The organism is Comamonas sp. Z1, from assembly GCF_008121555.1.
GTDB classification, from domain to species: Bacteria; Pseudomonadota; Gammaproteobacteria; order Burkholderiales; family Burkholderiaceae_C; genus Comamonas; species Comamonas thiooxydans.
Window position 1 is genome coordinate 189,693 of the sequence record NZ_VOQT01000006.1, and the last position, 22,389, is coordinate 212,081.

Genomic DNA, 22,389 nt, shown 5'->3' on the forward strand with positions numbered 1-22,389 from the left:
TCGTGCAAACATGGCCAAAATCGTCGTCGTGACCTCTGGCAAAGGCGGTGTCGGCAAGACCACCACCAGCGCCAGCTTCGCATCCGGCCTCGCACTGCGCGGCCACAAGACCGCAGTGATTGACTTCGATGTGGGTCTGCGCAATCTCGATCTGATCATGGGCTGCGAGCGCCGCGTGGTCTATGACCTCATCAATGTCATCCAGGGCGAAGCCAATCTGAACCAGGCCCTGATCAAGGACAAGCAGTGCGAAAACCTGTTCGTGCTGGCCGCTTCGCAGACCCGAGACAAGGAAGCCCTCACGCAGGAAGGCGTGAAGAAGGTGCTGGACGACCTGTCCGCCATGGACTTCGAGTTCATCATCTGCGACTCGCCCGCCGGCATTGAAAGCGGCGCACTGATGGCCATGCACTATGCCGAAGAGGCCCTGGTGGTGACCAACCCCGAAGTCTCGTCGGTGCGTGACTCGGACCGTATCTTGGGCATGCTCAGCTCCAAGACGGAGCGTGCGGTCAAGGGCGAGCGCATCAAGGAGCATCTGCTGATCACGCGCTACAACCCCAATCGCGTGGAAGACGGCCAGATGCTGTCGCTGGAGGATATCCAGGACATTCTGCGCATCGAGCTGATCGGCGTGATCCCCGAATCCGAAACCGTGCTCCAGGCCTCCAACCAGGGCATTCCCGCCGTGCACATGCAAGGCACGGATGTGGCAGAGGCCTATCAGGACGTGGTGGCCCGATTCCTGGGCGAAGAAAAACCCATGCGCTTTACCGAAGCCGTCAAACCCGGTTTCTTCAAGCGCATGTTTGGCGGGAGGTAAGCCTGATGTCCATGTTGTCGTTTCTGCTCGGAGAGAAGAAGAAGTCCGCCTCGGTCGCCAAGGAGCGACTGCAGATCATTCTCGCGCGCGAGCGCGTGGGCGGCGAAAGTGGCAAGCCCGACTATCTGCCTGCCCTGCAAAAAGAGCTGATGGCCGTGATTTCCAAGTATGTGGACATCAACCCCAATGACATCAAGGTACAGCTGGAGCGCCAGGAAAACCTTGAGGTTCTGGAAGTCAAGATCGAGCTGCCGGACGCCGCGCGCGGCTGATACCAACTCATTTATCCATAGCGCTAGCGCTTGATGGACAAGGAAATGGGCCTGAAAAGGCCCATTTTTCATTGCGATGCCGCCGCGCGGCCCTGCACCCTGCGAAAGCGCGGGGTGTCATTCCTCATTCGCGCACCGGCTCGCGCATGGTCACCAGCTCCTCGGCCACGGTCGGGTGTATGCCTATGGTCGCATCGAACTGCTGCTTGGTCGCGCCGCATTGCAGCGCCACGGCAAAGCCCTGCATCAGTTCGCCCGCGCCCTCTCCCACCATATGCACGCCGCGCACGCGCTGGTCGGCCTTGGAGACGATGAGCTTGAGGAAGACGTTCTCGGGCTCGGCCCCCATGCGATTGGTCAGCGGCCTGAAGCCGGACTGGAAAACCTGCACTGCGCCGAAGCGCTCGCGCGCCACCTCCTCCGACAGGCCCACGGTGCCCACCTGCGGATGGGAAAACACCGCCGTCGGCACCAGCTCGTAGTCGGGAGCGCTCTTGCCGCCCTGGCCGAACAGATGATGGGCGAGCACCGTCCCCTCAGCCAGCGCCACGGGTGTCAGAGCCATGCGATCGACCACATCGCCCACGGCATGGATGGAGGGCACGTTGCTGCAGAAATGCTGATCCACCTCGATGGCGCCCTTGTCGTTGACCTTGACACCCGCAGCCTCCAGCCCCAGGCCTGCTATCAGGGGAACGCGACCCGTGGCGTACATCACGCAGTCCACCGCCAGCTGCTCGCCGCTCTTGAGCTGCAGGTGCAGGCCGTCCGCCTGCTTGCTGATGGCCTGGATTTCTTCACCCCAGCGAAAGTTCACACCCAGCTGAGCCATTTCCTGGCCCAGATGCAGACCCAGGTCTGCATCAAAGCCGCGCAGCAACTGCTGGCGGCGATGCAGCAGAGTCGTCTCGGCGCCCAGGCCGTTGAAGATGGAGGCAAACTCCACGGCGATATAGCCTCCGCCCACGACCACCACCCGCCTGGGCAGATGCGGCAGATGGAAGGCCTCGTCAGAGCTGATGGCATGCTCCACGCCAGGAATATCGGGCAGGCTGGGCGTTCCGCCCGTTGCAATCAGGATATGGCGGGCATGGATGGTCTGGCCGTTCACCAGCACGCTATGCGGCCCCGAGAGCGCCGCACGGCCATGGATAAGGCTAATGCCTGCGCCGGCCAGCATGCGGCCGTAGACACCGTTCAGGCGCTCGATTTCGCGGTCCTTGTTGGCAATCAGCGTGGGCCAGTCGAAGCGCGGCTGCTCCAGCTGCCAGCCAAAGCCTCGGGCCTCCTCGGTCAGCTGGCTGAAGTGCGCGGCATGGCTAAGCAGCTTCTTGGGGATGCAGCCCACGTTGACGCAGGTACCGCCCAACTGGGCAGCCTCCACCACAGCCACACGGGCCCCCAGGCCGGCAGCCACACGGCTGGCGCGCACGCCGCCCGAGCCACCGCCTATGACCAGAAAATCGTAATCAAAGTCTTGTTGCTGCATGTCCTGTCTCGCTGTTTGGGAGGTTCAAAGCAGATGCTTGCTGCTTTGAACTCTACAAGACAAGACTGCCGCAGGTGGTTTAACGCAGCGTTAAACCACCTGCACGACCCAGTTTGATTGGCGGGAGGCTCAGAACGGTTTGTCGCCCACGACCGTGGCGCGATGCATGCGGCGCACGGCCGGGAAATAGTCCTGAATTGCGTAATGCTGGGTAGAGCGGTTGTCCCACATGGCAATGGTGTTGGGCTCCCAGTGCAAGCGCATCTGGTATTCCAGAATCGCAGGCTGGCGCAGCAGATAGTTCATCAGATCCTGTTGCTGGGCATGAATTTCGTTGGCCGAGCGGAAGCTGTCGAAGTTCGAGCTGAAGTTGGCGAAATGCGTGACGAATGTCTCGTTGACGTAGAGAATCTTTTGGCCGCTTTCGGGGTGGGTGCGCACCACCGGGTGCACCACGGGCGGGTATTTGCCACGCGCCTGGGCCTGCTCTGCGGGCGTCATGCGCGCACCGAACGAGGGCAGGATGTCATGCACGGCATACAGGCCGGCGATCTGCTGCTTGCGCGTCTCGGGCAGCTGCTCGTAGGCCTGCTCCATATTGATCCAGACCGTGTCGCCGCCGACCTCGGGGCATTCCACGCAGCGCAGCACCGAAGCCATGGAAGGCGTCTCGCGCCAGGAGACATCGGTGTGATAGACGTTCTCGGTGCCAGGGATCTTGCTGTTGCCGCCCAGCAGCACCAGTTCGGCATGGTCGGGGTGATGGGGAAATACCGGATGCAGCTCCAGCTCGCCGAAGCGGCGCGCAAACGCCACATGCTGGGCAGGCGTGATGTTCTGCTCGCGAAACACCAGCACCTTGTGCGCCACCAGCGCCTGGCGCAGCTCGCGCGCCTGCTCCTCGCTCATGGGCTGGCGCAGGTCTATGCCCGAAACCTCCACGCCGATGGCGGGTGAGATGCGCCTGAGCTCGATACCCGTCCTGCTTGCCGCGGCCACCTTGAGCTGGGTATGGGCCGGCCTGTCTTCGCAATCGATCATGATGTGTCTCCAAAGCGTTGCAACCACTGTCCTCGGGCCTGACGCAGCAGGCCTGGGGGCAATCTAGGGCGGGCCTTGGAGATCGGTATCGTTCAAGCCGACTAGGTAGGGTTCCCAGTCGGCAGCCGGCTTTACCTGACGAAGCCGTGGGCGTGCATATGGCCCGAGTGGTAGAGCAGCGGCGCGCGGTCGGCATGGTGCTCGCAGCGTTCCACCTCGCCGATGAAGAGCAGATGGTCGCCTTCCTCATGCTGGCGCAGATTGCGGCACTCGAAGACCGCGCTGCAGCCCTCGAGCAGCGGCACGCCATGCTCGGAGTCATGGTGCTGCGTATGGCTGAAACGGTCCGCGCCCTTGCGTGCAAACAGCTCGGCCAGCGGCTTTTGCGAAGCCGCCAGCACATGAATCGCGTAATGCGTGCTGTGGCGGAACACGGGCAGTGAGTTGGCCTTCAGACCCAGGCTCCAAAGCACCAGCGAGGGCGCCAGCGACAGTGCGTTGAAGGAGCTGACCGTGGAGCCCACCGCATGGCCCTCTGCACTGCGCGCCGTGATGATGGTCACGCCGGTGGCAAATTGCCCCAGCGCATCGCGAAATTCGCGCTGCGAGAAAGGCAAGGCCGCACGCAAGACGGAGGTAGGCAAGGCGGAGTTCACGAAATTCAGAGCTCAGGTCAGCGACCACAACGGTGCGCCACGGTTCAAGATCAGCAGATCCAAAGAGCATCTGCAGGACTTGATCAATTATCAACTTGAACCTTGCCGGTCACAATCCGTAAGGGCTTAAGGCCAGAATCATCAATTTTGATAGCTTATCGCGCAGTAATGCAAAGGCCTGCAGGCCTAAACCTTCATCAATCCTGGGTCTGAGCTGCCAGCAGCCCTTGACCGGCCTGCTGCGCCAGCCAGCCGCCGACCTTGGCTTTGCTGCAGCGTTGCAGCTGCATCAGCAGCTCGTGCTCGGGCCAGGGCAAGGCATGGCGCTCGCACAAATCCTGCTGCATGCGGGCCAACAGGGCTGCCGCCATCTCGGCATCGGCCAGCGCCCGGTGGGCGCGGCCCGTGGAAGGCAGGTGCAGGTAGCGCGCCAGATTGCCCAGGCTGTGACTGGGCGCCTGCGGGTAGATGCGGCGCGACAGCAGCACGGTGCAGGCAAACAGCTGGGGGGCGGCTTCGCCCGCCAGCGCCAGCTCGGCCTGCCAGAACTTGCTGTCGAACGATGCGTTGTGGGCCACCATGGGCGCAGCGCCCACAAAGCGGGCCGCATCGCGCATCACCTCGGCGGCGGGCGGCGCCGTGCGCAGCATGGCATTGGTGATGCCGGTGAGTTCGGTGATGAAGGGCGAGACCCAGGCCCCGGTCTGCATCAGGCTCTGGAAACGGTCCACCACACGGCCCTGCTCCATCAGCACGATGGCTACCTCGGTGGCCCTGGCGCCCTGGGCGGGCGTCATGCCCGTGGTTTCGAAGTCGATGACGGCAATCGCAGCACTCATCACTTCATTGTGCCGTGGCCGGCGCCTCAGTCCTGGCCCAGCTCGTCTTCGCCGGGCAGACCCAGGCTCTGCACCACATGCTCGAGTATGCGGAACAGCTGCTCGCTCTCGGCGCTGCCCAGTTGCTCCTCGATCTCGGTGTAGATGGTCTCGAAGTGCGGCACGATCTGGGCCACCATCTCCTGGCCTGCTGGCGTGAGGGCGAACTCGGAGCCCCGCAGATCGGCTACATGGCGACCGCGCTTGATGAGCAGGCGTCCTTCCAGCGTCTTGAGCAGGCGCGAGAGGCTGGGCATGCTGATGAAGGTCAGCTGCGACAGCTCCATGGGACGCAGGCGCTTGTCGGCCACCCACATGATGCGCAGCACGCGCCATTGCTGCTCGGTCAGGCCGTGCGCACGCAGCGAGGGACGAAAGCGCACCATGACCGCCTCGCGGGCCTTGAGCAAAGCCATGGGCAATGAGCGCGCGAAGGAACGTGAGGTTTCAAGGGCAGGAGTGATGTCGTGCTGGATCATGGCATGGACGAGTTGCTGGCGTGATTGTATGTAAGAGCCCCACGCAGCGATACCGTCAATCCGGGCAAAAGAGTCAGCCAGCCCGTACTCGTCCTGCAGTCCTATGCCCTGTCTCAGGCCGACGCAATCCGCGCGCCGCGTGCGATCTCGGGGGCCGGCTCATCCCAGAACCGGAAATCCAGCGCCGGGCGCTCACCGCTCATCAGCGCCGCCATGGCCTTGCCCGAGCCTGCTCCATGCGTCCAGCCCAGGGTGCCATGCCCGGCATTGACCCAGATTCCGGCAGCCTGGGTCGCACCGATGCAGGGAATATTGCTGGGCGTGGCTGGCCGCAGACCGCACCAGAACTGCGGATCGCCACCCTGCTCGGGCAGGCGCGTGTCGCAGACGCCGGGCATCAACTCCTCCACGCGCCTGACCAGCATCTCGCAGCGCGCCCTGGCCGTGGGCGTGTCCAGACTCAGATCGAAGCCACCCAACTCTATGGTGCCGGCTACCCGCAGTCGGTTGCCCAAACGGCTCATGGCGACCTTGCGGCTGTCGTCGATGGTGGAGACCATGGGGGCTTTTTCGGGCCGCAGCAGCGGCAAGGTGGCGCTATAACCCTTGCCCGGATAGATAGGCACATGCACGCCCAGAGGCCTGAGCAGCAACGACGTGTAGGAGCCGCAGGCGACCACCACGGCATCCGCGCTCAGCATACGCGGGGCGCCATCGCTGCCGTCGCGAATCTGCACCTGGGCAGGCTTGCCCCGGCGCGCCGACTGCAGGCTCAGGATGTCGTGGCCGTAGAGGAATTGCACACCGGCCTGGGCACAGAGACCGGCCAGCTTTTCAGTGAACAGACGCGCATCACCGGACTCATCGGTGGCAGTGAAGGTGCCGCCCGCAATCTGCGCGGCATAGGGCGTGAATGCAGGCTCGATGGCAAGCAGCTCGTCGCGGCTGACCAGACGACGCTGCACGCCGTATTGCCGCATCAGCTCCACGCCTTCGGCGGCCTCGGCAAACGCCTGCGGGCTGCTGTAGAAATGGGCAATGCCGCGCTCCAGCCGCTCGAACTCGATACCGGTCTTCTGGACCATGTCCTTGAGCGCCAGATGGCTGTAGGCGCCCAGCGCCACGATCTGCTGCACATTGCGCGCAAAGGCACGGTCGTTGCACTGGGCCAGGAACTGCAGGCACCAGCGCCATTGCGCGCTGTCGGCCTGGGGCCGCAGCAGCAGCGGAGCCTCTTTGTCGAACATCCATTTGAGCGCCTTCCAGGGCGCCTGGCGATTCGCCCAGGGCTCGCAATAACTGACCGATATCTGGCCGCCATTGGCATAGCTGGTCTCCAGGGCCGGACCGCTCTGGCGGTCCACCACGGTGACTTGGTGACCGCGCTCGCGCAGATGCCAGGCGGTGCTGATGCCGATGATGCCGGCGCCCAGGACGATGATGTTCATGCGGCCAGTGTCTGCACTCTTGCGGGCAAACAAAAGCAGCATTAAATTTTCAGCAGTTTCATCAGAAATGCTAATGAAGTTGCCATGAGCTCCTGGGACCCTGTTGCACTGGAATGCCTGGCCGCCATCGTGGAAGAAGGCGGCTTCGAGCGCGCGGCGCAAAGGCTGCACATCACCCAGTCGGCGGTGTCCCAGCGCCTGCGGGCGCTGGAAGCTCAGGTGGGCTCGGTGCTGGTGGAGCGCACGCGTCCCGTCAAGCCCACCAGCGCCGGGCGGCTGCTGCTCAAGCATGCCAAGCAGCTGCGCCTGCTGCGCGCCGATCTCGCTCATGAGTTGCAGGAGCTGGCACCGCAAACCGGGCAGAGTCTGGCCGGAGAAATCGTCTCCATCGCCATCAATGCCGACAGCATTGCCACCTGGGCCATGACGGCTCTGGACGAGCTGGTGAAGAGCGGCCTGCCGGTGGAGGTGGTGGTCGACGACCAGGACTTCACGCAGGAGCTGCTGCGCTCGGGCCAGGTCATGGGCTGCGTCACCACGCTGAGCCAGGCCCTGCGCGGCTGCACGGTGCAGCCCCTGGGCGCCATGCGCTATGTGGCCGTGGCCTCGGCCGAGTTTGCCCGGCAAAGACTGCCGCAGGGGCTGACGCGCAAGAACTTCAACCAGCTGCCCTATCTGTCCTTCAACCGCAAGGACGATATGCAGGCCGAATTCGTGGCGCGCTGCCTGGGCCTGCGCAATGTGTCGCTGCAGCACCAGATCCTGCTGCCCAGCTGCGAGGCACAGGTGCGCGCCGTACGTGCCGGCTGGGGCGTTGGCGTGCTGCCGCAACTGCTGGTGCAGCCCGCGCTGGATGCCGGTGAGCTGATCGACGTAGCAACAGGCCATGCGCTGTCCATCGCATTGTTCTGGCATTGCTGGAATCTGGAGTCACGCGTGCTGGCCCGTGTCAGCCAGGCCTTGCTGGGCAAGGCCCGCCAGGTGCTGCAAGCGGTTTGATGCAGACAAGAAAAAAGGCCGTGCTTTGCAGCGCGGCCTTGAGAGCTTGATGTCAAACGGAGGTACTTTGGTTTTTGTAGCTGTGGACGCTCATCTAGCCTTGATTTGAAGCTGAATTAAGCCTGATACGCATGTAAATCAAGCGCAAGCAGCTATGAAAATCAGCGAATCAGCAGCACGGGAATGGTGCAGCCCGCCAGCACCTGCGAGCTGACCGAACCCATGACCAGACGGCCCAGCGCACCGTGGCCGTGCGTGCCCATGGCGATCAGGTCGAACTTGCCGTCCTGGGCGGCATGGATGATGGTGTCGGCAATGGGGCCGACCTTGGCGATGCTTTGCGCCTCGACGCCACGCCCCTTCAGGAACTCCAGCACGGGCTGCAGGATCTTGGCGGATTCTTCGTCGTAGTACTGCTCCACCACTTCCTTTCCCAGCGCAGCGCGTGCACGAGGCGGCAGCAGCGGCTGCACGGTGATGATGGTGTACTCATGGCCCGTGCCCAGCATCTCCTGATGCGAGGTCAGATAGGCCAGCATTTTCTGGGTATAGGCACTGCCGTCCACGGCGAGCAAGATCTTCATACCAATTTCTCCTTGTTGATGTCTCAAGCCTAAGGGCTGGGGACAGTCAGCATCTTGACTTGGCTCAAGTCAATTGTCGATGCCGGCAGAAAGTCATCCTGCTCTCCCTTGCGGGCATAGCCCAGGGGATTGGCCACCACACGGCATTGCCATTCGCTGCCGTCATCGCGCTGGCCGCACGCGATGTAGTCGCTGGCGCAATGCAGATGGCCGTGCAGCCAGAGCTGGGCATGGGGCAGAAAGTCGTCCATCACATTGCAGAAACCGGCCGTGCCGGGTACCAGGCCGTAGCGCGGATCGGCACTGCGCAGGCTGGGTGCAAAGTGGGTCACGGCCACCGTGGGTCCGTCAAAAGGCTGCTGCAGCGCAGCGCGCAGCCAGTCCTGGCAGAGCAGGCTTTCCTCGCGCATGGGCGCGGCCAGAAACGGCTCGCCCTGGCGACTGCCGCCTGTCTTTTGCAGATAGAAATTGGCGGCGCGAAAGGCCTTCTCGCGCAGCTTGTGCAAGCGCGTGGCATCGCTCACGCCTTCATGCATGGCCATGGCGTCGAAGTCGCTCCACAGCGTGGTGCCGATGAAACGCACCCCGTCCATGACCACGGTTTCACGATCGAGCCAGATCAGGCCCAGCCTGTCGCACACACGCTGCAGGCGCAGCCTTGCCTCGTCGAAGTCCTGCATGTCGTATTCGTGATTGCCGGGCACGAACAGCACGGGTGTGGGCCAGTTGGCGTATTGCGGCAGCGGCGAGAAACGCTCCAGCCCGAAGTTCTCGCCGTCGACCTGGGTGCTGCTCTGGTAGGAGCCGATGTCGCCGGCCAGCACCAGCACATCGGCGCCCGCGGCTGGCTGGGCCACGAATTGGGGGTGGACTTCGAGGTGCAGGTCGGACAGCAGCTGGATCTTCATGTGGCTAGTTTAGTCAACCATGGTGAGTGACCTGGGCCGAACCGTTGGCAAAGGTGATCTCGGCCGAGCGCGTCAGCGTTTTCAGCAGCCAGTCATAGGCCTGCGGGTGCGGGCCGCGCCGACGCCACAGTGCATCCACATGCACGGGCGTGACATCGAAGGGCAGATCGCGCAGCTCCAGCTGGTCGCTCATGCCGGTCACGGGCACAAAATGGCGCGGCAAGATGGTCAGCAGATCGGAGTTGAGCACCACGCGCGCCGCGGTGAAGAACTGGTTGACGGTGAGCACCACTTCACGCGAACGCCCCAGCGAGGCCAGGGCCTCGTCGATGAAGCCAAAGGAGCGGCCCGAAAAGCTGACCAGCATATGGCGTGCCGCGCAATAGTTGTCCAGCGTCAGCGGAACACGCGCCAGCGGATGGCCTTTGCGCATCACGCACAGGTACTCGCCCTCATACAGACGGCGGCTGTCAAACGCCACCAGACCGCCAGCCTGGGCACGCGCCGTCAGATCGGCCAGTACGGCGGGGAAATAGCCCACGGCCATATCGGCCTCGCCATCATCGAGCAAGGGCCTTGGATCGCGCGTGGTCAGCGGCAGCAGGCGTATGCCCAGGCCCGGTGCCTCGCGCTCCAGAATCGGGTACAGCGGCGGAATCAGCGTGGCGGCCGTGGCATCGGCCATGGCGATCACGAACGTGGTGGCGGCCGTCTCGGGATCGAACTCATCGGGTGCGAGTGCACCCTCCAGATGCTGCAAGGCCTCGCGTATCACCGGCCACAGGGCCTGGGCACGCGGCGTGGGCTCCACACCCTGTCCCTGGCGCACCAGCAGCTCGTCGCCCAGGACCTCGCGCAGCCGGCGCATGGCATTGCTGACCGCCGGCTGGGTGATGCTGAGCTTGTGCGCCGCACGCGTGAGACTGCGCTCGGACATGACCTCGTCGAAGACGCGCAGCAGATTGAGATCCAGAGAACGAAAGTTCAAAGACATGGCATCACCCAATACATCACTGCTGTGAATGCTACAGATTCAAAATATAAATTTGAACACACCTAGGGTAATCCCTATAGTTACACCCATTCCCCGGGCAATTCGCCAAAAGCGTGGGTCAAAGGGTTAACTGCCATGAGCAACTTTATTTACAACTCCTACTGTGTCGAGCACCCTGGTGTGGTGCGTATCTATCAAGCCAGCGATGAACGCATGGCCGCCATTGCCGCCGAGCACGAGGCGCAATCCCAGTCCAGGTCGTACTGGATGGTGCTGGCTGTAGTGCTGGCCGCCCTGGCCGCCGGCGTCTTCCAGGCCACCGAAACCTGGAGCGACGGTCATATGATGGCTGCCTGGATGGTTCTGTGGGCCATGGCTTTTGCCAGCATTGCCCTCTTCTCCACTCCCGCACGCCGTGCCATCAATCTGGTGCGCACCGGCTACCGCGCCTGGGTCAAGAGCCGCCAGCAAGCTGCTGCCGATGAACGCGTCTGGAACGCCGCGCTGCAAGATGCCCGCCTGATGGCCGATCTGGCCCGTGCCATGGATCGCCAGAGCCGCTAAGCGCCCGGACTGCTCCCCCGAAGAGCCGCTGCCCACAAGGCCGCGGCTTTTTTCATGCCCGCTCGCGCGTCATGCGTCATGAAATGAACGCCCATCCCTTGTCCGACAAGCGCCAACAGCTATCAACACAACGGCTCAAAAACAAAAAGCCCTGCGGCCAACGGCCTGCAGGGCTTTTTTATTCTGTCAAAGGCTTAGGCGGACAGACGCTCTTCGAGCTTGGCCTTGGTATCCAGCATGGCCTTGGGCAGGTTGTAGGCCAGCTTGTCGAAATGCTCGCCGTGCAGCTTCATTTCCTCGGCCCAGGCCGCCTTGTCGATATTGGTCACGCTGTCGAACTGGGCAGCGTCGAAGTCCAGACCGCTCCAGTTGATTTCGGCGTACTGGGGAGCAATGCCAAAGGCGGTTTCCTGACCCTGAGCCTGGCCTTCCAGACGGTCGATCATCCACTTCAGAACGCGCATGTTCTCACCGTAGCCGGGCCAGACGAACTTGCCTTCGGCATTCTTGCGGAACCAGTTGGTGGTGAAGATCTTGGGCAGAGTTGCTCCCTGGCCTTCGATCTTGGCGCCCAGATCCAGCCAGTGCTGGAAATAGTCGCTCATGTTGTAGCCGGCAAAAGGCAGCATGGCGAAGGGGTCGCGGCGCACCACGCCTTGCGCGCCAAAGGCGGCGGCCGTGGTTTCGGAGCCCATGGTCGCTGCCATGTACACGCCCTCGGTCCAGTCACGGGCTTCGGTCACCAGAGGCACGGTGGTGGAGCGGCGGCCGCCGAAGATCATGGCATCGATCTTCACGCCGGCGGGATCGTCCCAGGCTTCGTCCAGCGCAGGGTTGTTGGTGGCAGCCACGGTGAAGCGGGCATTGGGGTGGGCGGCCTTGGCGCCGGTTTCCTTGGCGATCTGGGGCGTCCAGTCCTTGCCTTGCCAGTCGATCAGGTGATCGGGCAGCTTGCCCTGGTCCTTTTCCATGCCTTCCCACCACACGTCGCCGTCATCGGTCAGGGCCACATTGGTGAAGATCACGTTCTTGTCCAGGCTCAACATGCAGTTCGGGTTCGTGAGCATATTGGTGCCGGGAGCCACACCGAAGTAACCGGCTTCGGGGTTGATGGCGCGCAGCGAGCCGTCGGCCTGGGGCTTGATCCAGGCGATGTCGTCACCGATGGTCGTGACCTTCCAGCCGTCGAAGGCCTTGGGCGGCACCAGCATGGAGAAATTGGTCTTGCCGCAGGCCGAGGGGAAGGCCGCAGCCACGTGGTACTTCTTGCCTTCGGGGTTGGTAACGCCCAGGATCAGCATGTGCTCGGCCAGCCAGCCCTGGTCACGGCCCATGGTGGAGGCGATACGCAGCGCAAAGCACTTCTTGCCCAGCAGCGCATTGCCGCCGTAGCCCGAGCCGTAAGACCAGATCTCGCGGGTTTCGGGATAGTGAACAATGTACTTGGTCTTGCTGCAAGGCCAGGTGGTCTCGTCCTTCTGGCCTGCGGCCAGGGGTGCGCCGATGGTGTGCACGCAGGGCACGAACTCGCCGCTGGTGCCGATCACGTCATACACGGCCTTGCCCATGCGGGTCATGATCTTCATGTTGACGGCCACATAGGGGCTGTCGGACAGCTCGATACCCACGTGGGCGATGGGCGAACCCAGCGGGCCCATGGAGAAAGGCACCACGTACATGGTGCGGCCAGCCATGCAGCCGTCGAACAGCGGGTTCAGCGTGGCGCGCATTTCCGCAGGTTCCATCCAGTTGTTGGTGGGGCCTGCGTCTTCCTTCTTGGCGGAGCAGATATAGGTGCGGTCTTCCACGCGAGCCACGTCCGAAGGATCGGTCCAGGCCAGGAAGGAGCCGGGGCGCTTGGCCAGGGGCTTGAAGGTGCCGGCATCCACCAGCTGCTGGCACAGCGCGTCATATTCGGCTTGCGAGCCGTCGCACCAGTGGATCTGGGCAGGCTTGCACAGCGCGGCCATTTCGGCGACCCAGGCAATGAGCTTGGGGTTCTTGACGTAGTCGGGAGCCTGGATGTTCAGGCTTTGCACAGCGGCGTTCATGGGGGAAGTCCTTCAATTAAAAAACCAGTTTTTCAAAGAAGCATCCTCGGCTGCGTCTTTGAAAAAAGGCTTTTGAAGGTGTCTAGCCTGCTTTCCCTAGCGCTTGTTGGCGCCTGAAATCCGTCTGAAATAGTCAAAACAACCTTGTTTTGAATAGCAGCGGGAGATCGATTTTAGGTAGGAGCCTTGAATTTGTCAGCAAATCACCGGCAATATCTATGCATTCTGCGCATCAATATATGCATGCCGCATTCATTCATAACCTGCACAGACGTAAAAAAACCCCGCGTCGCGGGGTTGGGCTCGAGAAGGTTGGAATGCCTAGGCCATGTTCACGGCAATAAAGGCCAGCAGGAACATCATCACGGCGCCAGCGGCGGGAATGATGATGGGGATATAGGGCACAACGGCTTCAGCCGCATCCTGTGCCTCGTGGTTCACTGCGGAATCATCTGACATGTGATCAATGCTCCTCCTGAAAGCAGGCGGTGAAACAAGCAAGCTCTGCGGCCATTCTAGGCACAGCCCTGGCGACATGGCTCAGGGAAAGCCATAGCCACCTTTTGCGCTCAGACCCGCCCCTATGTCCGCCAATGGCGAACAGCACTTCTTCGATGTCGACCATGCGCAGGCAAGTTCACACTCGGAGTGCAACAGCATATGCTGGGCTTGCGGACGACCCGGCGCCGATTGCGAAATCGATGTGCACCGTCCAACATCAGATCGCAGCGCCGAAGTCCCTCGCTGAAAGGATGGCTTCTATGGTTAGCGCTTCTTTCCTGTTCTGGCTGATCCTGCTGATGCTGGTGATTGGCCTGGGGACGGCGTCGATCCGGATTTTTCGCGAGTATGAGCGCGGCGTGGTCTTCACGCTGGGGCGCTTCTGGAAGGTCAAGGGGCCGGGACTGATCTTCATCATTCCCGCCATCCAGCAGGTGGTACGGGTCGATCTGCGCACCGTGGTCCTGGAGGTCCCCGCGCAGGATGTGATCTCGCGCGACAACGTCTCGGTCAAGGTCAATGCCGTGATCTATCTGCGCGTGGTGGATGCGGAAAAGGCGGTGATCCAGGTGGTCAATTATCTGGAGGCCACCAGTCAGCTCGCGCAAACCATGCTGCGCTCCGTGTTGGGCAAGCATCAGCTCGACGAAATGCTGGCAGAGCGCGAATCGCTGAACCTGGACATCCAGCAGGCGCTGGATGCGCAAACCGACACCTGGGGCATCAAGGTCTCGAACGTGGAGATCAAGCAGGTCGATCTGACCGAATCCATGATCCGGGCGATCGCACGTCAGGCCGAGGCCGAACGCGAACGCCGCGCCAAGGTGATTCACGCCGAAGGCGAATTGCAGGCTTCGGAAAAACTGTCTCAGGCAGCGAAAGTTCTGGCGCAGGAGCCTCAGGCCATCTTGCTGCGCTACCTGGAGACGCTGACCGTGATCGGCGCGGACAGGAACACCACGGTGGTGTTCCCCTTGCCCATGGATCTGGTGACCCCGCTGATCAAGAAGATCACGCCCCTGCAGGCCTGAGCAAGGCCTGCAGGCTCAAGCCTCACACCAGGGCCGCCTCCATGCCTGCGCGGCGCAATTGCTCCAGCACCTCGCTCACATGGGCGTGGCCGCGTGTCTGCAGCACGAACTCGATCTCCACATTCTGCGCGGCCAGCATGGTGAAGGCACGCTGGTGATGGACTTCCTCGATATTCGCGCCAGCTCCGGCCACCGTGGCCGTGATCTGGGCCAACACGCCGGGTACGTCGCGCGCACTGACACGCACACGCGCCAGACGACCGGAGCGCACCATGCCGCGCTCGATGATGGCAGCCAGCAGCATGGGGTCGATATTGCCGCCCGACAGCACCAGGCCTATTTTCCGGCCCTTGAAGCGAGCGGGATAGCGCAGCAAGGCCGCCAGGCCCGCCGCCCCTGCGCCTTCGACCAAGGTCTTCTCGATCTCCAGCAGCATGAGCACGGCCTGCTCTATATCTCCTTCGTCCACCAGCAACAAATCGTCCACGCAGCGCTGCACCACCTCCTGGGTGATGATGCCTGGCTGGGTCACCGCAATGCCCTCGGCGATCGTCGAAGTCCCCATGGGAAGATCTGTGTGGCGCAGCGCATTGACCATGGAGGGAAAGCGCTGCGTCTGCACGCCCACGATCTCCATCTCGGGCTTGATGGCCTTGGCTGCCGTGGCAATGCCCGCAATCAGACCGCCGCCGCCAATGGCAATGATCAGCGCATCCAGATCGGGCTGTGCCTGCAGGATTTCCAGCGCCAGCGTGCCCTGGCCCGCAGCAATCGCCTCGTCGTCATAGGGGTGGACAAAGGTCAGTTGCTGCTCCTGCGCCAGCTGATAGGCATGGGCTCGCGCCTCAGCCAATGTGTCGCCATGCAGCACCACCTCGGCACCGAAGCCGCGCGTGCGCTCCACCTTCACACCGGGAGTGAAGCGCGGCATGACGATGACGGCACGCAGACCCAGCCTTTGAGCGTGATAGGCCACGCCCTGGGCATGGTTGCCCGCACTCATGGCGACCACGCCGCGTGCGCGCTCGGCATCGCTGAGCATGAGCAGCTTGTTCAGCGCGCCACGCTCCTTGAAGGATGCAGTGAACTGCAGGTTCTCGAACTTGAGATAGACCTGCGCCCCCGTGATCTGCGAGAGCGTGCGTGATTCCACAAAAGGGGTTTGAAGGACGGCGCCATTCAGGCGCGCAGCGGCGGCTTGGATATCTGCAAAGGTCAGCATGGTGGATCCATTTTGCAAGCAGCTCATCACCCCGCGCCAGTGCTGGGTTTGCGAATCGAGGGCATCCGGATCACTTGCTCAGTAATTGCTAGCTACTCGTCCTTTCCTAGCAAAGGAATAGCCGTCAAAACACTTCTAATCCTGCGCCGTTCTGCGAACTGTGAGCACCTAAGGATTTCCCTTGTTTTAGCAAAACATGCAACATAGTGCCTAAATCGACGTGCTTTTTTTCAATGAATCTGCATAATTGTGCTAACACCGAGTCAGTAACTGCACTATCTTTCATCTCAGCAGGAGCCGAGCATGCAGCAGCAAACCAACGTCGATTACCGCACCGAGCCCAGCCAGTACCGGCACTGGTCGTTTGAAGTGGATGGCAATATCGCCCGGCTCAAGCTGGACATTGCCGAGGACGGCGGCATACGCCCCGGCTACAAGCTCAAGCTCAACAGCTATGACCTGGGCGTGGATGTGGAACTGCACGATGCGCTCAACCGCATCCGTTTTGAGCACCCGCAGGTGCGCTCCGTGATCGTCACCAGCGGCAAGGAGCGCATCTTCTGCTCGGGCGCGAACATCTTCATGCTCGGTGTCTCGTCCCACGCCTGGAAGGTGAACTTCTGCAAGTTCACCAACGAGACGCGCAACGGCATGGAGGACAGCTCCCGACACGACGGACTCAAGTTCGTCGCCGCCGTCAACGGCGCCTGTGCGGGCGGCGGCTACGAACTGGCTCTGGCCTGCGATGACATCGTGCTGATCGACGACCGCTCTTCTTCCGTGTCACTGCCCGAGGTTCCGCTGCTGGGCGTGCTGCCCGGCACGGGCGGGCTGACGCGCGTGACCGACAAGCGCCATGTGCGTCACGACCTGGCCGACATCTTCTGCACCAGCGTGGAAGGCGTGCGCGGCCAGCGCGCCGTGGACTGGCGGCTGGTGGATGCGATTGCCAAGCCCGCACAGTTTGCCGAGGTGGTGCAGCAACGTGCCACGGCCCTGGGCGAGAGCAGCCCGCGCCCGGCTTCCGCACAGGGCATACAGCTTGCCAGGCTGCAGCGCGAGCAAAGCCCGGACGGCCTGCACTATCGCCACGTCAGCGTGCAGATCGATCGCAGCAAACGCAGTGCAACCATCACGGTCAAGGCCCCCCGTGGCGAACAGCCCGCCAGCCTTGAAGCCATAGAAGGCGCAGGCGCCGCCTGGTGGCCACTGGCCATGGGCCGCGAGCTCGACGACGCCATACTGCATCTGCGCACCAACGAGCTCGATGTGGGAACCTGGATTCTCAAGACCGAGGGCGATGCACGCGCCGTGCTGGCGGCGGGCCAGACCCTGGTGACGTACCGCGATCACTGGCTGGTGCAGCAAACCACAGGCCTGCTGCGCCGTACCTTTGCACGCCTCGATGTGTCGTCGCGCTCACTGTTCGCCTTGATCGAGCCTGGCTCCTGCTTTGCCGGCATGCTGGCCGAGCTGGTCTTCTGCGCCGACCGCGCCTACATGCTGGTGCTGCCCGACGAACCCGAGCGTGAGCCCGTGATCGAGCTCGATGAATTCAACTTCGGCCTGCTGCCGCTGGTCAACGATCAAAGCCGTCTGCAGCGTCGCTTCTATGAGGAGTCCGGGCCCCTGGAAGCCGCTCGCGCAGCGGTGGGCAAGCCGCTCAACGGCGATGCGGCGCAGCAGCTCGGACTGGTCACCGCCGCGCTTGACGATATCGACTGGGAAGACGAGATCCGCATCGCCATGGAAGAGCGCGCCGCCATGTCGCCCGATGCGCTCACGGGTCTGGAAGCGAACCTGCGGTTTGCCAGCCAGGAAAACATGGTCACACGCATCTTCGGACGCCTGTCCGCCTGGCAGAACTGGATCTTCAACCGCCCCAACGCGGTGGGCGAAAAAGGGGCGCTGAAGCTCTACGGCACCGGACAGAAAGCCGGCTTCGATTTCAACAGGGTATGAGCCAACGGCCCTGAATCGGCAAAACATCACAGGAGACACCCCATGAGCAGCATCGACTACAGCCAGAAGATTCCCAACAACGTGGACCTCAGCGGCGACCGCACGTTGCAGCGCGCCCTGGAGAGCTGGCAGCCCAATTTCATCCGCTGGTGGGACGACGTGGGCCCCGAAGGATCGACCAACCACGAGGTCTATCTGCGCACCGCGGTGAGCGTGGATCCGCAGGGCTGGGCGCAGTTCGGCTACGTCAAGATGCGTGACTATCGCTGGGGCATCTTCCTGAACCCGGCGGATCAGGAACGCAGCATTCACTTTGGCGATCACAAGGGCGAGAAAGCCTGGCAGGACGTACCCGGCGAGCACCGCGCCAACCTGCGCCGCATCATCGTCACGCAAGGCGATACCGAGCCCGCATCGGTGGAGCAGCAGCGCCACCTGGGCCTGACCGCGCCGTCCATGTACGACCTGCGCAATCTGTTCCAGGTCAATGTGGAAGAAGGCCGCCACCTCTGGGCCATGGTCTACCTGCTGCACAAGCATTTCGGACGCGATGGACGCGAGGAGGCCGAGGCCCTGCTGGAGCGCCAGAGCGGCGATGAAAACAACCCTCGCATTCTGGGCGCCTTCAACGAAAAAACGCCGGACTGGCTGGCGTTCTTCATGTTCACCTACTTCACCGACAGAGACGGAAAATTCCAGCTCGCAGCGCTGGCCGAATCCGCGTTCGACCCGCTGGCGCGCACCACCAAATTCATGCTGACCGAAGAGGCCCACCACATGTTTGTCGGCGAGTCCGGCGTCTCGCGCGTGCTGGCCCGAACCTGCCAGGTCATGAACGAGCTCAAGACCGACGATGTGAACAAGCTGCGCAGCGCGGGCGTCATCGATCTGCCCACGATTCAGCGCTATCTGAACTTTCACTACAGCGTGACCATCGACCTGTTTGGTGCCGACCAGTCGAGCAATGCCGCCACCTTCTACAGCTCGGGCCTCAAGGGCCGTTACGAAGAGGGAAAGCGCGAGGACGACCACAGGCTGCACGACCAGAACTACAAGGTGCTGGAGGTCGTGGACGGCAAGTTGCAGGAGAAGGAAGTGCCCATGCTCAACGCCTTGAACGAGGTGCTGCGCGACGACTACATCAAGGACAGCAATGCCGGTGTGGGCCGCTGGAACAAGGTGATGGAAAAGGCCGGAATCGACTTCCGCCTGACGGTGCCGCACAAGGCCTTCAACCGGCAGATCGGCGCGCTGGCAGGCGTGCGCATCAGCCCCGACGGCCGTCCCGTGAGCGAGCAGGAATGGTTGGCCAGGAAGAACGAGTGGCTGGCCAGCGACGACGACCGCAGCTTTGTCGCATCGCTGATGAAGCCATGCCTGGAGCCCGGCAAGTTCGCCGGCTGGATTGCCCCGCCGGTCATGGGTATCAATCGCCAGCCCGTGGACTTCGAGTATGTGAAATTTTGATCCCCCCTGAGCGGCTGAGCCGCTTCCCCCAAGGGGGACGACATCCTCGCGGCGGGGCGGCCCTTGCTCGATGTCACTGAGTTGGGTTGCCACGGTTTGGAGAACGAAATGAGCACCATCACGCTGATTGAAAACGGCATCCTGAAGCAGCATCTGATCGACCCGGAAATCTGCATTCGCTGCAATACCTGCGAGGCGACCTGCCCCGTGGACGCCATCACGCATGACGACAACAACTATGTGGTCATGGCGGACAAGTGCAACGGCTGCATGGACTGCATCTCGCCCTGCCCGACCGGCTCCATCGACAACTGGCGACTGGTATCGGCAAGCAAGCCCTACAGCGTGGCCGAGCAGCTGGGCTGGGAGAGCCTGCCCGAAGAGCTTTCTGCCGATACACTGGCCGCCGCGCAGACGGCCGAGAATGCTGGCGATGTGCAGGATCTGAGCCAGGCCCAGGCCGTGATCGCAGCCGCTGCCGGTCTGGCCGAAAGCGGCGCTGCGCAAGTCTTTCGCGCAGCCAGTTATGGCGCCACCACACCGCCCTGGTCTGCCGCCCATGCCTACACCAATCTGCATGGTCCCAAGGCTGCGGTGACGGCCACGGTGGTGGGCAATCTGAACTGCACGGAAGCCGGCTTCGAAAACGAGACCCACCACATCGTGCTGGACTTCGGTGCCATGCCTTTCCCGGTGCTCGAAGGTCAGTCGCTGGGCATTGTCCCGCCCGGTTTGGATGCCGGCGGCAAGCCCCATGTGGCGCGCCAGTACTCGATTGCCAGTGCCCGCAATGGCGAGCGCCCCGGCTACAACAATCTGGCATTGACCGTGAAACGCGTGGTCGAGGATCACCAGGGCCAACCCGTGCGCGGCGTGGCCAGCAACTATCTCTGCGATCTGCAGGTGGGTGACAAGGTGCAAGTCATAGGCCCGTTCGGCAGCAGTTTTCTCATGCCCAATCACCCGCGCTCGCACATCGTGATGATCTGCACCGGCACGGGCAGCGCGCCCATGCGCGCCATGACGGAATGGCGCCGCCGCCTGCGCAAGAGCGGCAAGTTCGACAGCGGGAAACTGCTGCTGTTCTTCGGTGCGCGCACGCCTCAGGAGCTGCCCTATTTCGGCCCCCTGCAAAACCTGCCCAAGGATTTCATCGACATCAACTTCGCCTTCTCGCGCGTGGCCGGCCAGCCCAGGCGCTATGTGCAGGACGCCATGCGCGAGCGCTCGGCCGATCTCATGGAGTTGCTGCGCGACGACAACACGCACATCTATGTCTGCGGCCTCAAAAGCATGGAGGACGGCGTCGTGCTGGCCCTGCGTGACGTGGCCCAGCAAGCAGGCCTGGGCTGGGAGGAACTGGGCGCCAGACTCAAGCGCGAAGGACGTCTGCACCTGGAAACCTATTGAGGCCTCGAGCCCCCGCGAATCCTGTGGACGGAAAACAGGATTCGCGCATCAACGCTGCGGCTGCATGTCATGCCCTTGACAGCGCAGCCCCTGCCAGCGCCCTACAGTGCAACGACCATAACCCACGAAAGACATGGCATGAATGCACGGGCGAACTTTCTGCGCATGCAAGACAGCACGCGTGAAGACTGGCAGTTGATCGGCTGCGAATTTGCACACTTCACCAGCGGCCTGCCAGACAGGGTGATGGCCCATCTGAAGCTGCTGGAAGGCGACTATGGCGGCTTTCCGGTGGACCGCTACACCCACTCCCTGCAAACCGCCACGCGCGCGTTACGCGACGGCCGCGACGAGGAGTATGTGGTGTGCGCACTGCTGCACGACATCGGCGACACCCTCGGGTCCTTCAACCACCCCGACATAGCCGCAGCGGTTCTCCAGCCCTTTGTGAGCGAGGCCAATCACTGGATGGTCCAGCATCACGGCATCTTCCAGGGTCACTATTTCTTCCATCACATCGGCCTGGACAGGGACATGCGCGAGCAGTTCCGGGAACATCCGCACTACCAGCGCACGGCCGAGTTCTGCGAACTCTATGACAACCCGGCCTTCGATCCCCGAGCCGAGACCTTGCCCCTGAGTGAGTTCGAACCCATGCTGCGCCGCCTGATGCAGCGGCCCCGGCAAAGCATCTACAAGGCCGCCATGGGCTCGGAGATGCGGGACGCCCGGAAGTCCTAGCACGTGCCGGCAAACCACCATTAAAAGATGAGCTGACACCGTACACCCATCAACAGATCTGGCCGTGATTCGATACCTATCTGTTGTACAGCAAGCGATTGCAGCTCATCTTTTTACAGGGCTCTGGCCCTCCCTCGCCGCTAATGTGCGTAGGCGTCCTGCGCCAGCGCGCAGGCCAGTATCCAGGCCGGGTCCACCAGCTCGGCGCCACGGGCCTGCGATGCCTGCGGCAGGGCCAGCGGAATCTCGGTGCAGCCCATGATCACGGGCACGGCGCCATGGCGCTGCAGCAGCGGTGCCAGCGCCTCGCCGAAGCATTGCACGGCCAGCGGCATGTCGCCTTGTTTCACGCCCTCGTATATGCCTTGCATGAGCCGGGCTCGCCCCGCCTGTCCGGGGCGCAGCGCGGCAATGCCGCAATCGGCCAGCGCTGCGTCGTAGAGCCCGCTGTCATAGGTGCCGTCCGTGGCCAGCACCAGGGCCTGGCGCGCGCCGCCTGCCTTCAGGTACAGCGCCGTCTGCTGCGCGATGTGCAGCACGCGCAGCTGCGGGAAAAGCGCCTGTATCTGCCCATGCCAGGCATGGGCCGTGTTGCAGGCCAGGGCCACGCTGCGCACGCCCAGGGCCGCGAGCCGGCCCGCGCCCTGCAGCAGATGAGCAGCCGGGCCCTCAGGTGACTGCGGATCGCGGCGCAGCGCCTGTGTGCGATCGGGCATGGGCAGTTGCACCAGCCAGTGCTCGGGATAGGCCTGGTCATGCACGGGCAGGCCCTGGTCCTGCAGGTGCCGGGTGCAGGCCTGCACGAACAGGCGCACGAAATCCGCGCCCGCTGCAGGCCCCATGCCGCCGAGAATGCCGACCGCCTGCAT

Annotated in this window: 22 protein-coding genes; 9 read left to right on the forward strand and 13 right to left on the reverse strand. The window is 62.8% G+C overall.

The window, feature by feature from the left end; genetic code table 11:
• The first annotated feature begins 10 nt into the window (after positions 1–10).
• Together minD and minE are read left to right on the forward strand one after the other, a co-directional pair.
• Complete coding sequence (minD, locus tag FSY45_RS13645) at positions 11–823, forward strand: septum site-determining protein MinD (protein ID WP_003069672.1); 813 nt, start codon at positions 11–13, stop codon at positions 821–823.
• Between the two features lie 5 nt (positions 824–828).
• Positions 829–1,095 (forward strand): cell division topological specificity factor MinE, encoded by a 267-nt coding sequence (gene minE / locus FSY45_RS13650; RefSeq protein WP_003071985.1) that lies wholly within the window; start codon positions 829–831, stop codon positions 1,093–1,095.
• Positions 1,096–1,219: 124 nt separating this feature from the next.
• On the opposite strand, the gene gorA is transcribed toward minE, so the two are convergent.
• The 6 genes from gorA to FSY45_RS13680 form a co-directional block, all read right to left on the reverse strand.
• A complete protein-coding gene (gene gorA / locus FSY45_RS13655; RefSeq protein WP_046461736.1) occupies positions 1,220–2,584 on the reverse strand; it encodes a glutathione-disulfide reductase in 1,365 nt (454 codons plus the stop codon).
• A gap of 129 nt (positions 2,585–2,713) precedes the next feature.
• Positions 2,714–3,625, reverse strand: coding sequence for a TauD/TfdA family dioxygenase (locus tag FSY45_RS13660; RefSeq protein ID WP_046461737.1), 912 nt, complete (start codon positions 3,623–3,625; stop codon positions 2,714–2,716).
• Positions 3,626–3,756: 131 nt separating this feature from the next.
• A complete protein-coding gene (locus FSY45_RS13665; protein ID WP_046461738.1) occupies positions 3,757–4,281 on the reverse strand; it encodes a flavin reductase family protein in 525 nt (174 codons plus the stop codon).
• 197 nt (positions 4,282–4,478) lie between these two features.
• A complete protein-coding gene (locus FSY45_RS13670) occupies positions 4,479–5,120 on the reverse strand; it encodes a PolC-type DNA polymerase III (RefSeq protein WP_046461739.1) in 642 nt (213 codons plus the stop codon).
• Between the two features lie 26 nt (positions 5,121–5,146).
• A complete protein-coding gene (hpaR, locus tag FSY45_RS13675) occupies positions 5,147–5,638 on the reverse strand; it encodes a homoprotocatechuate degradation operon regulator HpaR (RefSeq protein WP_003065209.1) in 492 nt (163 codons plus the stop codon).
• 113 nt (positions 5,639–5,751) lie between these two features.
• Positions 5,752–7,128 (reverse strand): D-amino acid dehydrogenase, encoded by a 1,377-nt coding sequence (locus tag FSY45_RS13680; protein ID WP_046461740.1) that lies wholly within the window; start codon positions 7,126–7,128, stop codon positions 5,752–5,754.
• 42 nt (positions 7,129–7,170) lie between these two features.
• Here FSY45_RS13680 and FSY45_RS13685 point away from each other — a divergent pair, with 42 nt between their 5' ends.
• Complete coding sequence (locus FSY45_RS13685; protein ID WP_046461741.1) at positions 7,171–8,085, forward strand: LysR family transcriptional regulator ArgP; 915 nt, start codon at positions 7,171–7,173, stop codon at positions 8,083–8,085.
• A 161-nt stretch (positions 8,086–8,246) separates the two neighbouring features.
• Here the strand turns inward: FSY45_RS13685 and FSY45_RS13690 are convergent, their stop codons facing one another.
• From FSY45_RS13690 to FSY45_RS13700, 3 genes are read right to left on the reverse strand one after another with little or no spacing between them, the layout of a single operon-like run.
• Positions 8,247–8,669, reverse strand: coding sequence for a universal stress protein (locus tag FSY45_RS13690; RefSeq protein WP_003065214.1), 423 nt, complete (start codon positions 8,667–8,669; stop codon positions 8,247–8,249).
• A 29-nt stretch (positions 8,670–8,698) separates the two neighbouring features.
• Positions 8,699–9,577, reverse strand: a complete 879-nt coding sequence (locus tag FSY45_RS13695; RefSeq protein ID WP_003065216.1) for a metallophosphoesterase — start codon at positions 9,575–9,577, stop codon at positions 8,699–8,701.
• Between the two features lie 13 nt (positions 9,578–9,590).
• Positions 9,591–10,571, reverse strand: coding sequence for a LysR family transcriptional regulator (locus FSY45_RS13700; protein WP_046461776.1), 981 nt, complete (start codon positions 10,569–10,571; stop codon positions 9,591–9,593).
• Positions 10,572–10,706: 135 nt separating this feature from the next.
• Here FSY45_RS13700 and FSY45_RS13705 point away from each other — a divergent pair, with 135 nt between their 5' ends.
• Positions 10,707–11,135 (forward strand): hypothetical protein, encoded by a 429-nt coding sequence (locus FSY45_RS13705; protein ID WP_003065220.1) that lies wholly within the window; start codon positions 10,707–10,709, stop codon positions 11,133–11,135.
• A gap of 194 nt (positions 11,136–11,329) precedes the next feature.
• On the opposite strand, the gene FSY45_RS13710 is transcribed toward FSY45_RS13705, so the two are convergent.
• Together FSY45_RS13710 and FSY45_RS27835 are read right to left on the reverse strand one after the other, a co-directional pair.
• Positions 11,330–13,186, reverse strand: a complete 1,857-nt coding sequence (locus FSY45_RS13710) for a phosphoenolpyruvate carboxykinase (GTP) (protein WP_034351225.1) — start codon at positions 13,184–13,186, stop codon at positions 11,330–11,332.
• A 321-nt stretch (positions 13,187–13,507) separates the two neighbouring features.
• Positions 13,508–13,645 (reverse strand): hypothetical protein, encoded by a 138-nt coding sequence (locus FSY45_RS27835; RefSeq protein ID WP_003059912.1) that lies wholly within the window; start codon positions 13,643–13,645, stop codon positions 13,508–13,510.
• A gap of 302 nt (positions 13,646–13,947) precedes the next feature.
• Between FSY45_RS27835 and FSY45_RS13715 the strand changes: the two genes are divergently transcribed.
• The gene (locus FSY45_RS13715) at positions 13,948–14,718 is read left to right on the forward strand and encodes a slipin family protein (protein WP_003065227.1); all 771 of its coding nucleotides are present in this window, start codon (positions 13,948–13,950) and stop codon (positions 14,716–14,718) included.
• A gap of 22 nt (positions 14,719–14,740) precedes the next feature.
• Here the strand turns inward: FSY45_RS13715 and FSY45_RS13720 are convergent, their stop codons facing one another.
• Entirely contained in the window at positions 14,741–15,940 is a 1,200-nt protein-coding gene (locus tag FSY45_RS13720) for a threonine ammonia-lyase (protein ID WP_003065229.1), read from the reverse strand.
• Positions 15,941–16,243: 303 nt separating this feature from the next.
• On the opposite strand from FSY45_RS13720, the gene boxC reads away from it, so the two are divergent.
• From boxC to FSY45_RS13740, 4 genes are all read left to right on the forward strand, one after another.
• A complete protein-coding gene (gene boxC, locus FSY45_RS13725; protein ID WP_046461742.1) occupies positions 16,244–17,902 on the forward strand; it encodes a 2,3-epoxybenzoyl-CoA dihydrolase in 1,659 nt (552 codons plus the stop codon).
• A 42-nt stretch (positions 17,903–17,944) separates the two neighbouring features.
• Positions 17,945–19,369, forward strand: a complete 1,425-nt coding sequence (gene boxB, locus FSY45_RS13730) for a benzoyl-CoA 2,3-epoxidase subunit BoxB (RefSeq protein ID WP_046461743.1) — start codon at positions 17,945–17,947, stop codon at positions 19,367–19,369.
• Positions 19,370–19,477: 108 nt separating this feature from the next.
• Entirely contained in the window at positions 19,478–20,779 is a 1,302-nt protein-coding gene (gene boxA / locus FSY45_RS13735) for a benzoyl-CoA 2,3-epoxidase subunit BoxA (RefSeq protein WP_046461744.1), read from the forward strand.
• Between the two features lie 138 nt (positions 20,780–20,917).
• Positions 20,918–21,520 carry an HD domain-containing protein gene (locus FSY45_RS13740; protein ID WP_046461745.1) on the forward strand — a complete coding sequence of 201 codons (603 nt, stop codon included), beginning with the start codon at positions 20,918–20,920 and terminating at the stop codon, positions 21,518–21,520.
• A 140-nt stretch (positions 21,521–21,660) separates the two neighbouring features.
• Here the strand turns inward: FSY45_RS13740 and FSY45_RS13745 are convergent, their stop codons facing one another.
• Positions 21,661–22,389 (reverse strand): aspartate/glutamate racemase family protein, encoded by a 729-nt coding sequence (locus FSY45_RS13745; protein ID WP_003065239.1) that lies wholly within the window; start codon positions 22,387–22,389, stop codon positions 21,661–21,663.

What these genes read in the sequence shown, in the direction of transcription:
- minD (WP_003069672.1), top strand. Translation starts at nt 11, where the DNA reads ATGGCCAAAATCGTCGTCGTGACCTCTGGCAAAGGCGGTGTCGGCAAG.
- minE (WP_003071985.1), top strand. Translation starts at nt 829, where the DNA reads ATGTCCATGTTGTCGTTTCTGCTCGGAGAGAAGAAGAAGTCCGCCTCG.
- gorA (WP_046461736.1), bottom strand. Translation starts at nt 2,584, where the DNA reads ATGCAGCAACAAGACTTTGATTACGATTTTCTGGTCATAGGCGGTGGC.
- FSY45_RS13660 (WP_046461737.1), bottom strand. Translation starts at nt 3,625, where the DNA reads ATGATCGATTGCGAAGACAGGCCGGCCCATACCCAGCTCAAGGTGGCC.
- FSY45_RS13670 (WP_046461739.1), bottom strand. Translation starts at nt 5,120, where the DNA reads ATGAGTGCTGCGATTGCCGTCATCGACTTCGAAACCACGGGCATGACG.
- hpaR (WP_003065209.1), bottom strand. Translation starts at nt 5,638, where the DNA reads ATGATCCAGCACGACATCACTCCTGCCCTTGAAACCTCACGTTCCTTC.
- FSY45_RS13680 (WP_046461740.1), bottom strand. Translation starts at nt 7,128, where the DNA reads ATGCTGCTTTTGTTTGCCCGCAAGAGTGCAGACACTGGCCGCATGAAC.
- FSY45_RS13685 (WP_046461741.1), top strand. Translation starts at nt 7,171, where the DNA reads ATGAGCTCCTGGGACCCTGTTGCACTGGAATGCCTGGCCGCCATCGTG.
- FSY45_RS13690 (WP_003065214.1), bottom strand. Translation starts at nt 8,669, where the DNA reads ATGAAGATCTTGCTCGCCGTGGACGGCAGTGCCTATACCCAGAAAATG.
- FSY45_RS13695 (WP_003065216.1), bottom strand. Translation starts at nt 9,577, where the DNA reads ATGAAGATCCAGCTGCTGTCCGACCTGCACCTCGAAGTCCACCCCCAA.
- FSY45_RS13700 (WP_046461776.1), bottom strand. Translation starts at nt 10,571, where the DNA reads ATGTCTTTGAACTTTCGTTCTCTGGATCTCAATCTGCTGCGCGTCTTC.
- FSY45_RS13705 (WP_003065220.1), top strand. Translation starts at nt 10,707, where the DNA reads ATGAGCAACTTTATTTACAACTCCTACTGTGTCGAGCACCCTGGTGTG.
- FSY45_RS13710 (WP_034351225.1), bottom strand. Translation starts at nt 13,186, where the DNA reads ATGAACGCCGCTGTGCAAAGCCTGAACATCCAGGCTCCCGACTACGTC.
- FSY45_RS27835 (WP_003059912.1), bottom strand. Translation starts at nt 13,645, where the DNA reads ATGTCAGATGATTCCGCAGTGAACCACGAGGCACAGGATGCGGCTGAA.
- FSY45_RS13715 (WP_003065227.1), top strand. Translation starts at nt 13,948, where the DNA reads ATGGTTAGCGCTTCTTTCCTGTTCTGGCTGATCCTGCTGATGCTGGTG.
- FSY45_RS13720 (WP_003065229.1), bottom strand. Translation starts at nt 15,940, where the DNA reads ATGCTGACCTTTGCAGATATCCAAGCCGCCGCTGCGCGCCTGAATGGC.
- boxC (WP_046461742.1), top strand. Translation starts at nt 16,244, where the DNA reads ATGCAGCAGCAAACCAACGTCGATTACCGCACCGAGCCCAGCCAGTAC.
- boxB (WP_046461743.1), top strand. Translation starts at nt 17,945, where the DNA reads ATGAGCAGCATCGACTACAGCCAGAAGATTCCCAACAACGTGGACCTC.
- boxA (WP_046461744.1), top strand. Translation starts at nt 19,478, where the DNA reads ATGAGCACCATCACGCTGATTGAAAACGGCATCCTGAAGCAGCATCTG.
- FSY45_RS13740 (WP_046461745.1), top strand. Translation starts at nt 20,918, where the DNA reads ATGAATGCACGGGCGAACTTTCTGCGCATGCAAGACAGCACGCGTGAA.
- FSY45_RS13745 (WP_003065239.1), bottom strand. Translation starts at nt 22,389, where the DNA reads ATGCAGGCGGTCGGCATTCTCGGCGGCATGGGGCCTGCAGCGGGCGCG.